Here is a 12878-nt window from a genome sequence, read left to right on the forward strand (position 1 = left end):
GAAAGGAGGGGCCGGCGATGGAGTTTATTTTGAAGAACGGCAAGGGGAAGGAATTTATATTTCCGGTTAATCCCGAGGAAGTGACCATTTCACGGCAAAAGGGCTTTGAAACGGCAACGATTCTAACCTTTGGCGAGTTTGATTTTCCGCAGGGAAACAAAATCAAGGAAATATCCTTCTCTTCTTTTTTTCCAAAAGAGTTCGACGAATCATACTGCAAAGGAAGCCGGGATTCGCACCCGAAACCGCAAACGGCCATGAATAAGCTCAATGAGTTCCTGGTGTCCAAAACGCCGCTTCAGTTTATCATTACCGAAACCGCGGTCAATGTACCGGTGTTCGTGGCTTCCCATCAAACGACGTTTCGCGGCGGGGAGCAGGGGGATGTGTATTTCGACCTGACCCTCCGGACGTGGAGTGAGATGAAAGTAGCGAAAACCGCCGGCGCATCGGGCATCAACAAAAAGCCGCGGGCCGACATGAAGGAGAAGAGCAAGACTTACACGGTCAAGCCGGGGGACTCCCTCTCCAAAATCGCCAAGCTGGAGCTCGGGGACAGCTCGAAATGGAACCAGATCTATACACTGAACCGGCAAGCGATCGGCAACAATCCAAATGCCATTAAACCCGGTCAAAAGCTGGTGCTGCCATGAGTTATAAAGTGATTTTGCAGGACAAATACGATTTGTCGCCTCTGGTGGAAGCTATCAATTTAAGGGATTCACTGGAGCAGGTCGCCTATCAAGGCACGGTGAACCTGGTGGTGACGCCGGACCTGCCGCCGATTTCGCCCGGGATGGCGATTCGGATCAGCGGTATTCCCTATGGGAAGAAGGATTATGTTCCCTTACTCCATCCAGCTGTTGTTTGGGAAGCGGAGACTACGAACAACGGCGTGAAGCGGATGACGCTGACGATCTATGACCGGACGGTCTATCTGGATAAATCCGAGGATGAATATTTGTTCCCGGCAAAACAGACGGCAACGCAGCGCTTCAAAAAGTACGCGGCCGACTGGAACATCAAGATCGCCCATCTGCCCGATACCGAAAAACAGCTCGGACGCTCCGTTTACCGGACGCAGTCGATCTATGCCAGCATGTTCGCGGATTTGCGGGAAACGGCCAAGGCCGGCGGCAAGCTGTACCATCCGCGCATGATCCCTTCGGGACTTGAGCTGTATGAGCTGGGGTCAAACCGCGAGGTATATGTCTTAGAGACGTTAACCGATACGATTCAGCAGCGGACGCTCGAAGGGGCGGCGACCAAAGTCAAGGTGCTGGCAACATCGGCCAGCGAGACCGGGAAGGAGGTCCCTTCGAAGGTAATGGCCATCGAAGAGAAGGATATCGCCAAATACGGGCAGCTGCAGGCGATCATCCAGGACGATGAGGTGAAATCCGCCGCGGCCGCGCGTCAGCTGGCCCGAAGCAGGCTCCGGGGGATCCGGGAGACGATTACGGTAAACGCTCCGGACATCAACACGATTCGCGCGGGAGATGCCGTCATGCTCGGCTCGTCGAAGCTGCTTGTGATTTCGGTCAGCCGGGAGCTCGGCAATCCGGGAAGCATGATGCTGGAGCTTGGGAGCTATGACGATGTAAAAAGGAGGTTTTATCTTGAGTAAAGACCCCTATGGACAATTGGCATCCTCCTTGCTGTCTTCCTTCCATAAGCAGACCCGCCAAGCGATCGGCGGAGTGGGAGCCGTACTCGGCACGATAACCTCGACCGGACTCAAGCTGGATGATTTCAAGCATGAGCTGCAAGAGTATATGGTTGCCGAGCTTCCGGGCCAATTGTCGCTGCCTCGCCGAACCGTAGAAGGAACGATCAGCGGAGCTGGCGGCAAGACGGCAGTCTCTTTGGAATTGGAGGAAACGGAAGTGGAGGAGGCACAGTGGAAGCTGAACCAAGGATTACAGCCCGGCGATCGAGTGCTGGCGGTACGCGTCAACGGCGGCCATGACGTCGTCGTGGTGTGCAAGGTGGTGAGCGGCCATGGCTAATTTGTTCCCTGAAACGGAGGACATGATCTGGACCGATTCAGTTGGGTCTGAAACGTCCGAAGATCACGGGGCCGTGTTCGGGCGGAGCTGGCGGTTTGATTTTGAAGCAGGAGAATTTGTCATGACCCCAACCCGAAAATTGGTTGCCGCGGATGAGAAGGATGCATGGGTTATCTGGTGTGAAAAAACGATTCGAACCCCGCGCTACCGGCATTTGATCTATTCACGCGGCTATGGCAGTGAATTGGAGGAGCTGATCGGCAAGGGGCATGGCCGTCCGCTATTGGAGAGCGAAATCCGGCGGATGGTATCTGAAGCGCTGCTGGCGGATGCCCGTACGGAGAGCGTGGATCAATTCCAGTTTGAATGGGAAGGGGAAGCCTGCCGTTTCAGCTGCCGCATCACGAGCGTACGGGATGAGACGGAAATGATAGAAAGCGTGGTGATGACCTGATGGCCGATGTGCCGATGTATTTGCAGGAACAGACGGAAGAGAACATTTTGAACCGCATGCTGGCAAAAGTGCCTTCGGATATCGATAAATCCGAGGGCTCTTTTATTTGGGATGCGCAGGCGCCGGTGGCGTTCCTGCTGTCCGAAGCGGCCCTGTGGGCGCAGGAGCTGCTTCGCCGAGGGTTTGCCAGCACGGCGGCCAGCGACTCCCCGGATATCCGCTCAGCCGAGCTGGATCTTCGGACGGCCGAGCATGGCGTCACAAGACGCGACGCGGTAGCTTCATCGGGAGGTGTCGTGTTTACGGGAAAACCGGGCACGAACGTCCCGAAGGGAACGTATGTGGCGACGCCGGCCGACGAGACGACCGGGGAGTCCTCGGTAGAGTATGTCACGACAGCGAGTGTCACATTGGGGCAGGACGGCACCGGAACGGCTCCGATCCGTGCCGTAACTCCAGGGAAGAGCGGCAATGTGCCGGCAGGGGTCATCCAGCTGCTGATGACCTCCGTCAGCGGCGTCACGTCCGTGACGAATCCCGAGCCGACGCGGAGCGGGACCGATGTGGAGACGGATCAGTCGCTACTGGAGCGTTTTTACGCAAAGGTCAGAAGCCAAGGGACCAGCGGCAACAAAGCGCAATATATGCAGTGGGCCAGCGAAATCCCCGGCGTCGGCGGCGTGGAGGTCGCCCCCCTGTGGGCCGGACCGGGGACAGTCGGCCTCTATTTGCTGGACACGGACAAGCGGGCAGCTAGCCAGGAGATCGTGGATGCCGTCCAGCAGCATATCGACCCGACGCAGGATGGACAAGGGGAGGGGACGGCCCCGGCAGGTCCGATCGTCACCGTCATGCCTGCCGAGGAAGTCGAGATTCATATCTCGGTCAAGGTGCAGCGCACCCTGGAACAGCCGTCCACGATTGAGGAAATCCGGGCGCTGATCGAGGAAGGGGTCCGGGCTTACCTGCAGCAAATCGCGTTTAACCGGAAGGATCCGCTTGTCCGGTATACACGTATTGCCGCCGTGCTGCTGGATATCCCGATCATCGTCGACTATTCGGAGCTGACGATTAACGGCCATGCCGAGCAGCAAAACATCGAAATCGGCTCCGGCCAGGTGGCGGTGCTGGGGACGGTGAGCGTAAGTGAATAAGGCGAGGATCAACAGCTTGCGGGGACGCGAGCTGTTTTCATATCTGCCGGCTTACTACGAGACGTCCCGCGTCATGCAGTCGGACATGGAGGCCAAGGGGAGCGAGCTGGATGCGCTGTATCAAGCGCTCAACGAAGCCGCGGACCAGTTCTTCGTCCGTACCGCGACTTGGGGGCTCGACCGCTGGGAGGAGGAGCTCGGCATCCCGACGGACCGGGCGAAGCCGATGGAGCAGCGGCGGGCTGTGCTGGAGTCGAAGCTGCGCGGAGCCGGAACCTTCTCGGGCCGGCTTGTTAAGAATGTCGCAGAAGCTTACGACGGCGGGGCGGTCGAGGTTACGTTTCAACCGGGGGAATGGCGATTTACCGTCCAGTTCGTCGACACGCTCGGCATTCCGCCGAACCTGGAGGATCTGAAGGCGGCGATCGAGGAGATCAAGCCGGCGCATTTGGCGGTGGAGTATGTTTTCCGTTTTTATACTTACTCTGAACTAAGTTTGAGTGGCCTGACTTATGAAGAAGTTAGCGAAACAGGAAAAACATATGAGGCAATATATAATAGGGGGTTGACGTGATCAATGGCGGTAACTACAAACTTAGGGCTGCCGCTCATCAATGACACGATGACGGCGAATATCGTCCGGGATTTAAACGCACTTGCAGAAGACATTGATAGTAAAGTAATGCCAAAGAAAAGCGGAATTTTGGACACAGGGATGATTAATGTCACCGACGGGACGAGGATCTTTCGGATTGGTACAGATGTAAATGATCCATGGATTGGGACGGCCTCAAATCATGATTTTAGAATTATTTCAAACGATCAACTTCGCGGCCGCGTTACCTCATCAGGAGCGTTCGTTTGGTTAGACCGAATATTTACAAGTCGGGCTGGGATGCAGATCGGACAAGATGCTGCAGCAATTAAAAATTTCCATCTCGTTTCGGATGACGTATCTACCAAAGCTACCTTTCGGATTTATAACGGTAACTATGGCTCAGGTTCTCGTATGTTTGGAATCGATATATCCGGTAATGTAATGATTGGGAGTCAGGCTGAGGCATGGAACACAGAAGGTTGGTCCAAGGTAGTAGATATTTATAGATCAAGTAATCTAAACCTCACACTCAGGACAGATCAATCTCACGGGGTTATTGCTGTTCATGATTTCGGTTTCTACGGATGTAGCCCAGGCCTAATTATAGGTACTACAACAGCTCAGGAATTATCATTTATCGTTGGGAAAACGCGCCGCGGTGTCTTTACTACTGACGGTTCTTTTACCGTAACAACTGGTGGGCTCGGGTCCGCTACTACTCAAGATGCAATTCTCTTCCTAAACGCAGGTAATATACCTACGACAGGTTGGAGAAATAAATCAATCATTAATAGTGTAAATGATTCATATGGTGGTGCGGGACTTATCTTTAGGGCTTACCGACCGAGTGATAATGCGATGGTTGATATTAAACTAAATTGGAATAAAGGAGGCGGAGATATTATGACCGACTCCCACATCGTTAAATCGCCACACACTCCATCGGGTGGATTCGAAGGCCAAATTTGGATTCAATATTCATGAGGAAGGGTGACTTTTATGGCGCTATGCGTACATGTCGGAGGTGCCTATCGAAGCGTTTCAAATGTTCACACTCATGTAAATGGAGCTTGGCGGAAAGCGACTAAAGTATGGGTGAGAATCGGTGGTGTTTGGAAAGAAGTTTGGACTGGACAAGGATTTAAAGTGGTAGCAAATATGAATTCAACTCATGTATGGGGCTACGTAAATTCAATTGGAAACTATGTTTATATGATTGGAGGATTCGAGGGAGCTATCGCGGAGGGTTATGAATCAAAACGCAATGAAAGATATGATCCAACAACGAATACCTGGTCGTTTATGGCAGATATGCCTTATCGGAAAGTGAATGGAGCTTCATTTGTTATAAATAATGAGATTTACATGCAAGGTGGAAATGCAGACTACTATATTGGGGTTGTTTATAATCCAGCAAACAATACCTACAGGACTTATCAGGCTACAGCAGCTGGAGAGTCTCAGTTCTCAGGGACAGTCGGATCTTTTGGTTATACAGCTGGTGGACTAGACGGTTCTGTCTACACAAGTACATTCCAGTACAATCCAGTGACGAATAGTTCTACAAGAATGGCAAATATGCCTACCGCTTTGGCATATGGAGCATCGGCAGTTGTAAGTAACAGTCTCTTTACTATCGGTGGAATGACTTCTGGAAATCGATGGACCAGTTATGTTTACCAGTTTACACCAGGGACAAACACGTGGACCCAAAAAGCCAATGCGCTTTTCGCAAGTGAGAGGCCATGTGCGTGGTCGTATAATAACAAAATTTATGTTTATAGGTTGTGGAATAAGTTAGATGTCTTCGATCCTGCAACGAATACTTGGGTTACATCACCTGATATCTCACCAAGTGGGCAATCCATTTACGGAACAAAGGCAGCAGTCATTGGGAACAAGGCTTACATTCCAGGCGGAATTAACGCTAATAATGGTTCATTTTCATACCAAACGCTGGAGTATACAATCGGATAGGGAGGTCCTCATGAATTATAAAGGAAGAGAGCTAAGCTGTACAGAAGAGGAGTTACAATCATTCCTTGAGGGATTAACTGTTATGAAGCAAATTTATAAGTTCACTGAAAAGTTTAACGGATGTTCAATTGATAATCCCACTGGAGATGAAAATGCGCGCTATTACGTGTTACAAGTTGGCGATAGAGTTTTCCTTCAGCCTCACGCACCGTTTGAAATGGGAATGGTTCCGATCACAGAAGAAAATGCAGCCAGATACATTGAGCGTCATACAGATGAGCTAATCGATATGATTATATTTGAAAAATTCGGCATTCAGCCAGAAAATGCCGTAGAAATTCTAACAAGAAAGAACGCAGATTTGCAGGCATTAATCGACGATCTGAAACAGCGTAATGCATTAATGCAAGATGATCAACTATATATACTTGAGACTTTAACAGATGCCGGTCTAATTTAAAGTAAGGGATGTGAACGTATGCTGACTGCAAGACAACGTTTGGTAAGAGCTTACGGATTTGCAATCATAGAAGATGGGACACGAAGTTTTAATACTGTCAAAGACAGCTATCATTCTGATGTTAAAGCGTATGTAGCAGCTAATTTTGGAAGAGAAAAGCTCGATGTTGCACTTTCTGCAGGAAGAATTACTGAAAATGAATATCAAGATACGCTAGGGCTTCTAGGAACCGATCAAGCTAATGAACGGTTTGGTATTTAAGGAGGAGTAAGTCATGGAAAAAAATCAGGACATTCGAGAGCTTGCAAAACTACGATTGCAGGAAATTCACGCACAAATGTACTTGTTAAGTGAAGAAGCACGGATTATTTCTGGGTTTCTTTCATTGCGGGACCAAGAAAATGCTAGTGCAGACCAGACTGACATTCATATGGAACAATTGGATAAGTAGTTCATGTGTGATCTTTAATTATTACCCTATCTACTCGCAAATAACTAACAGCAACCTGAATAAGCAGACTAGAAGGGAGGGTTAGGATGGTCACGCAGAAAATACAGGCCTCACTTAAAGAAATTTTGCATTTAAAGTTCTCAGAAATTATTACGATTTCCAAGGAGGATGCCGTTCCTATACCAGAACCACCCTACTTCCATACCGAGCTGGCGTTAGCCGAATTCGAGCCGATATCGCAACGACGATATGCGGCTCGTTTTCGTTTCCGTATCTTTTACGTGCCTGCGGCGGGGCAGCCCGTGGCAGGGATCATGGACGAGATGCTGGAGAGCTTGACGGAGCTCGAAGTGGGCGGCCGGCCATGCCGGGCGGCGGCGGTCGCATGGGAGCGGCCCGAGAGGGAAGGAGCTGCGGCGGAAGAAGGTTACTTCCGCGCAGAGTATGTTATTCAGGTATCTTCGGATTCAACTGAATCCGTTCCAAAGATGCAAACCTTACAACAAGGAGGCGGTTTGAAATGAGCAAGAAACAGGCAGCACCGGCGTTTTCGAAACACCAGCTGGTACAGTCCCGGCAATTCAGCAACCGGGAGAAGGATGTGCTGAACGCCATCTTGGCAGAAGAGACGACGTACACCGTCCAACAAGCGAAAGAACAGCTTACCACATTTTTGAAAAAGGAGGTCATTTAAATGGCCGGAGGAACATGGACAACACCTAACAAAGTAAGACCTGGGGTATACACCCAAATCACATCGCAGGAGCAGCCGATCGGGCGCGTCGGCGAACGCGGGATCGCCGCGCTGGGACTCTCGCTTCCATGGGGAGAGCCGCATAAGCTCCTCACCATCAAACCAGGCAGCAATCTGCTGGAGGTATTGGGGTACGATATCACGTCCCCTCAGTTGCTGCTGGTAAAAGAAACGCTCAAGCGGGCAGGAACGCTTCTGCTGTACCGCCTGAACAGCGGCGTTCAAGCTTCAGGAGCCGTAGCAGGGCTTAGCGTGACCGCTCGGTACGGCGGGGAGCGCGGCAACGATATCCGCATCGTGATCGAGAACGCGGTCGATGATCCGGGCAAGTTCGTCGTCAGCACCCTGCTGAGCGGCAAAGCCGTGGACAAGCAGCTCGTTGCGAACGCCGAGGAACTGCAGCCGAATCTGTATGTAACCTTCGCGCCGGATGCCGGCGATTTGGCCGCAACGGCTGGATTTGCGCTGACAGGCGGTGCGAACGGGACCGTGACGAACCAGGAGCATGTCGATTTTCTGGCTGCGCTTGAGGTTCAAGACTTCCAGACGGTGGGATTGGCTTCGGACGATCCTACCCTCAAATCGCTGTACACGGCGTTCATCAAGCGCTTGCGCGAGCAGGAAGGCAAGAAGGTGCAGGCCGTGCTTCCGGATTATCCGGCGGCGGATTACGAAGGCATTATCAGCGTGAAAAACGGCGTTGTCCTCACCGACGGCACCGTCGTGGACAAGGTTAAGGCGGTTGCCTGGGTGACGGGCGCCACGGCTGCTGCAGCCGTTAATGAGTCGCTGACGTATGCGGCTTATGATGAAGCGGTCGATACCGATATTCGTCTGAGCCATACGGAAATTGAAGAAGCTTTGACGAAGGGCGAATTCCTGTTCAGCTACAGCGGCGGTAAAGCCGTGGTAGAGCAGGACATTAACAGCTTTACGTCGATCGAGCCGGCCAAGGCGCGCCATTTTTCCAAAAACCGGGTGGTCCGCGTCCTGGACGGCATTGCGAACGATCTGAAGCTGATCTTCGAGCAGTCCTACATCGGCAAAGTCGACAACAACGTGGACGGTCGGACACTGTTCTGGGCAGAGTGCGCTGCGTATTTCGCTTCCTTGCAGAATATCGGGGCGATCCAGAATTTCAACGCGAATGAGGATATTGTGGTGACGCCAGGTACCGAGGGTGACGTGCTGTTCGTCGATATCAAGGTTCAGCCGGTAGACGCAATTGAAAAAGTATACATGAAAGTGAAGGTGGGCTAAGATGGCATTTTTGCGTGCAAGCGATACGATTTCGGGACAAGAGGGCAAGGCATTCGTTAAGATTGGCGACCGTATGGAGGAAATGTTTTATATCAAAACGCTGGAAGCTACGGTGGAGAAAGAGAAGGCTGAGCTGAAAACGATGGGCCAGCGCGCCGTGCAGCATAAGGCGATCGGCTGGAAGGGCAGCGGCACGATGACCATCTATTATGTCACCTCGCTGTTCCGCGAGCTGATGATGGAATATATCCAGACCGGACAGGACGCTTATTTCATGATCGAGGTCCGCAACGAGGATCCGGGCTCGTCCACCGGACGGCAGACGGTCATCCTGGAGGGGGTCAACCTCGACAGCGTCATCATGGCTTCCCTGGATACCGAAGCGGAGGCGCTGGAGGAAGAAGTGGCGTTTACGTTTGAGAACGTGCGGATCGAAACCCCGTTCAACCCATTGGCCTAATACGAACAAACAAGAGGAGGAAGGAAAATGAGCGATTTTAGCATGTTTTTTGCAGGTCAATCGCCGGCGGAGATCACGGAGGAATTCGTGGTCTCCATTCGTTTCAAGGATGCGGAGGGCAAGCCCGTTCCGTGGAAGCTGCGCAGCATTACGGAGGAGGAGAACCAGGAGTGCCGCCGTGCCGCCACCCGCAAGGTGAAGGGCAAGAACGGCGTGTATACGCCGGAGATCGATCCCAATGACTACATGGCGAAGCTGATGGTGACGAGCGTCATTTACCCGGATTTGAAAAACAGCGAGCTCCAAAAATCGTACGGCGTGCTTGGCGCGGAGTCCCTGCTGCGCAAAATGCTGCTACCGGGCGAGTTTGCGGCGCTCGGGGAGCGCGTGCAGGCCCTTAACGGCTTTGACCGCGATATGAACGAGCTGGTGGATGAAGTAAAAAACTAATCAACGAGGGCGACGGCGACGCGAACTATGCGTACTACGCCCTCCACGAACTGCACATCCTTCCTCATGAGCTCATGGCGATGACGGTCCGGGAACGGGCCGCCATCTATGCCATGATTTCGATGCGGGTGGAGAAGGAGAAGCGGGAGCGGATCCGGAAGCGAAGATAGATTTTAGAAGAAGGGGGTGAGGGAATGGCGAGTGTAAAGGACGCCCTTCTGCAATCCAAAATCATGCTGGGCAGCATGAATCAGTTAGTGAACGAAGCGCTGGTGAACCAGATGCTGCAATTTGAGCAAGGCTTTGAGCAGACCAAGAACCAAATTGCCAAAGCGGCTGAAGCCCAGGAAGCGTTGAATCAAAAGATTGGGCAAGGGGGAAAGAAGGCTGGCATGCTCGGCAACATGATGAAATGGGCGAGCTCTTTATATTCCGCAGGTACAATGGCTGTTACGATGACGGTCATCCCGGCCGCCAAGGAACAGGCGCTGGAGGATTTATTTAAGGCCAAGACCGGAAATGCAGATCTGGGGTCAGCCATGTTCGAGCAGCTCAAGCAAAATGCGCTCCGGACAGGAGCAGATGTGAGCGAATCGTTAAATAATGCGTTAACGTTCATGTCCATGACGCAAAACTCCGACCAGATCGCCCAGTTGAACAATTTTGCAGACCGGTTAAGCATGCTGTCACCAGGCAACAAAAGCTCGAAGGATGCTACGGCGGCCATCATGAGCGCCATGAGCGGCGATACGAGCGCCTTGGCTAAAAACTTCAACATACCGGATGCCCAGATGAAAGCCTTTAACGCCGAAATCGTGGCGTCGAAGGGGAACTTTGCGTCTTTCCTGGCTTCCATGGATCAACTGCTGCAAAAATCGGGCATGACCCAGCAAGCGATGGATACGATGATGGATTCCCCGATGAATAAGTGGAAGAGCATCATGGGACATGTCAACGATTCCTTCGTTCAAATGGGAGGAGGGGCATTGGCAGCAATTACCCCTATATTAGACATGCTTCAATCCGCGTTTGAGAGCGGGTCGTTCCAGCCGTTCATTGACGCGATTTCGATCGGATTATCGATCCTGGCCCAAGGGTTTGTCTGGATCGCCCAGCTGGTTCCTCCGGCTTGGGAATTCATTAAGGGAGCGATTTCCGGCGTTGGCACGACGATTTGGAATCTGATTAACATTTTCATCGGATTAATGCCGATCCTTACGTTTGTAGGCGTACTGATCGCAGGATTGAATGCCGGTCTCATCGCCGGAAGAATTGCGGGGTACGCTTATTCTGCGGTGCAAGCGATGATGGCGGCCCGCACCATGATCACCACCAGCGCTATGCGAATGTTCAACATGATCGTCAAAGCGAATCCGCTGGTGTTCCTCATATCCTTAATCATAGCCGTCATTTCGGCATTTGGCGTGTTAGGCGTCGTTACCCAGGGGGTCAAGCAGGTGCTCAGTAACGTCTTCGGCTTCATTGTTGATCTTGCGCAAGGTACGGTCAATACAGTCGTTACCGTCATCAACGGCTTGATTAAAGGAATCAACGCTGTTGCGGGCTTTTTCGGCAGGGTGCTTGGCGTCAACACGAAGCAAATCGCGGAGATCGAATACAAGGCGGATTTTACGAATTTCAAGGACAAGGGCCAAGATATGATCGAGAATTTCTCGATGGATAAATTCAAGGATCAGCTGCTCCCGAATAAAGGGATCGGTAAGGAGTACGAGGACCTCCTCAAACAAAACAACGCCGGCAAAACCGGCTACGACGTCGCTTATCCTAAAGCCGCCCCGGCTCCAGCCATGCCCGCCACGCCTGCCATGCCCGCAATGCCTGCCATGCCGGCGGCACCGGTGCCGGTTGCCCCTGCGGGTGGCAGCATTGATTCCATCGGCCAGGTGAACAACACGGTTGATGTAGCGAGCGAGGATCTCAAAGTGATGCGCGATTTGGCCGAGGTGAACGCGATCAGCAACATGATCACGTTAACGCCGACAGTTCAGATGACGACAGGGGATATTAATTCCGGCGCAGATCTCGATACGATTATGTCCCGTATTAACCGGACGCTGGAGGAGCAGTTCGTATCCAGCGCGGAGGGGGTGTATCTGTAGCATGAGCGATTATGGGCTGTTTCTGAGTTTTAATAATCAACAGGAAGTATTCCGCTTTCCGGTCAATCCGGAACGGATCGAGGTCAAGGACGGCAGCGAGGGGAAATCCTACACCGTGGCCGGACTTGGCGAGATCAACGCGATCCTGTATCCGAAGCTGACCGAAATATCGTTTGAAAGCTTTTTTCCGGGACGAACGTATCCTTTCGTCAATACAAGCAAGGACAAGCTGAAGCTCCCCATCGATTATGTAAACACCATCAAGGGATGGATGGAGAGCCGAAGACCTGTGCGATTTGTCATGACGGGTCTGGTCCCCGATCCGCTCAGCGGTACGGACAGCGGGAATGTGGTGCGGGCGATGAAGTCCTTCGGCATCAACATGGCGGCCTCCATCGAGAGCTTCAGCTGGAACACGATGTCCGGTTCGCCGGAGGATATCGAATTTTCGATCACCCTCAAGCGCTATGTATTCTATGGCGCCCGCAAGGTTGTGCCGGCCAAGGACAGCAAGGCGGCCGCGGTGAAGACCAAGGAGCGTCCGGATGACCGGAAGAAGCCGAACTCGTATACCGTAGCTAAGGGGGACACGCTCTGGAGCATCGCCCAAAAGCTGCTCGGCAGCGGCTCCCGCCATACCGAAATCCAAAAGCTGAACGGTATCAAGGATCATGAGGTCCGAAAGCTCGCCGTCGGCCGGGTGTTGAAAATCCCTTAAAGGAGGTGACGGC

The 12878-nt window shown here is 52.4% G+C and carries 18 protein-coding genes; all 18 read left to right on the forward strand.

Annotated elements, in window-relative coordinates; genetic code table 11:
• Positions 1-17: 17 nt before the first annotated feature.
• The 18 genes from MKX76_RS28195 to MKX76_RS28280 all read left to right on the forward strand — a co-directional run bounded on the left by MKX76_RS28195 (position 18) and on the right by MKX76_RS28280 (position 12865).
• Positions 18-653: a LysM peptidoglycan-binding domain-containing protein gene (locus tag MKX76_RS28195; protein ID WP_251535644.1), complete on the forward strand. Its 636-nt coding sequence runs from the start codon at positions 18-20 to the stop codon at positions 651-653.
• Positions 650-1627 carry an XkdQ/YqbQ family protein gene (locus tag MKX76_RS28200; protein WP_028404837.1) on the forward strand — a complete coding sequence of 326 codons (978 nt, stop codon included), beginning with the start codon at positions 650-652 and terminating at the stop codon, positions 1625-1627. Before MKX76_RS28195 ends, MKX76_RS28200 begins: the two co-directional genes overlap by 4 nt.
• Positions 1620-2009 carry a hypothetical protein gene (locus MKX76_RS28205; RefSeq protein WP_251535643.1) on the forward strand — a complete coding sequence of 130 codons (390 nt, stop codon included), beginning with the start codon at positions 1620-1622 and terminating at the stop codon, positions 2007-2009. Before MKX76_RS28200 ends, MKX76_RS28205 begins: the two co-directional genes overlap by 8 nt.
• Entirely contained in the window at positions 2002-2463 is a 462-nt protein-coding gene (locus MKX76_RS28210; protein WP_144878213.1) for a DUF2634 domain-containing protein, read from the forward strand. The genes MKX76_RS28205 and MKX76_RS28210 overlap by 8 nt, the downstream gene beginning before the upstream one ends.
• Positions 2463-3617: a baseplate J/gp47 family protein gene (locus tag MKX76_RS28215; protein ID WP_251535642.1), complete on the forward strand. Its 1155-nt coding sequence runs from the start codon at positions 2463-2465 to the stop codon at positions 3615-3617. Before MKX76_RS28210 ends, MKX76_RS28215 begins: the two co-directional genes overlap by 1 nt.
• A complete protein-coding gene (locus MKX76_RS28220) occupies positions 3610-4191 on the forward strand; it encodes a YmfQ family protein (protein ID WP_251535641.1) in 582 nt (193 codons plus the stop codon). Before MKX76_RS28215 ends, MKX76_RS28220 begins: the two co-directional genes overlap by 8 nt.
• 3 nt (positions 4192-4194) lie before the next feature.
• The gene (locus tag MKX76_RS28225) at positions 4195-5199 is read left to right on the forward strand and encodes a hypothetical protein (RefSeq protein ID WP_251535640.1); all 1005 of its coding nucleotides are present in this window, start codon (positions 4195-4197) and stop codon (positions 5197-5199) included.
• A gap of 15 nt (positions 5200-5214) precedes the next feature.
• Entirely contained in the window at positions 5215-6192 is a 978-nt protein-coding gene (locus MKX76_RS28230; protein ID WP_251535639.1) for a Kelch repeat-containing protein, read from the forward strand.
• A 10-nt stretch (positions 6193-6202) separates the two neighbouring features.
• Positions 6203-6652: a hypothetical protein gene (locus MKX76_RS28235; RefSeq protein ID WP_251535638.1), complete on the forward strand. Its 450-nt coding sequence runs from the start codon at positions 6203-6205 to the stop codon at positions 6650-6652.
• A gap of 18 nt (positions 6653-6670) precedes the next feature.
• Complete coding sequence (locus MKX76_RS28240) at positions 6671-6913, forward strand: hypothetical protein (protein WP_251535637.1); 243 nt, start codon at positions 6671-6673, stop codon at positions 6911-6913.
• Positions 6914-6926: 13 nt separating this feature from the next.
• On the forward strand, positions 6927-7103 hold the full coding sequence (locus tag MKX76_RS28245; protein WP_251535635.1) for a hypothetical protein: 177 nt from the start codon (positions 6927-6929) through the stop codon (positions 7101-7103).
• A gap of 86 nt (positions 7104-7189) precedes the next feature.
• Positions 7190-7627 carry a phage tail terminator family protein gene (locus MKX76_RS28250; protein WP_251535634.1) on the forward strand — a complete coding sequence of 146 codons (438 nt, stop codon included), beginning with the start codon at positions 7190-7192 and terminating at the stop codon, positions 7625-7627.
• Positions 7624-7797, forward strand: coding sequence for a hypothetical protein (locus MKX76_RS28255; protein WP_251535633.1), 174 nt, complete (start codon positions 7624-7626; stop codon positions 7795-7797). Before MKX76_RS28250 ends, MKX76_RS28255 begins: the two co-directional genes overlap by 4 nt.
• Positions 7798-9117: a phage tail sheath family protein gene (locus MKX76_RS28260; RefSeq protein WP_251535632.1), complete on the forward strand. Its 1320-nt coding sequence runs from the start codon at positions 7798-7800 to the stop codon at positions 9115-9117.
• A 1-nt stretch (position 9118) separates the two neighbouring features.
• Positions 9119-9577, forward strand: coding sequence for a phage tail tube protein (locus MKX76_RS28265; protein ID WP_007132058.1), 459 nt, complete (start codon positions 9119-9121; stop codon positions 9575-9577).
• Positions 9578-9604: 27 nt separating this feature from the next.
• Positions 9605-10027: a phage tail assembly chaperone gene (locus MKX76_RS28270; RefSeq protein ID WP_007132059.1), complete on the forward strand. Its 423-nt coding sequence runs from the start codon at positions 9605-9607 to the stop codon at positions 10025-10027.
• 194 nt (positions 10028-10221) lie between these two features.
• Complete coding sequence (locus tag MKX76_RS28275) at positions 10222-12147, forward strand: hypothetical protein (protein ID WP_341034954.1); 1926 nt, start codon at positions 10222-10224, stop codon at positions 12145-12147.
• 1 nt (position 12148) lies between these two features.
• On the forward strand, positions 12149-12865 hold the full coding sequence (locus tag MKX76_RS28280) for a LysM peptidoglycan-binding domain-containing protein (RefSeq protein ID WP_077568036.1): 717 nt from the start codon (positions 12149-12151) through the stop codon (positions 12863-12865).
• Positions 12866-12878 lie beyond the last annotated feature (13 nt).

This window comes from Paenibacillus sp. FSL R5-0810 (genome assembly GCF_038002285.1).
GTDB classification, from domain to species: Bacteria; Bacillota; Bacilli; order Paenibacillales; family Paenibacillaceae; genus Paenibacillus_AQ; species Paenibacillus_AQ lactis.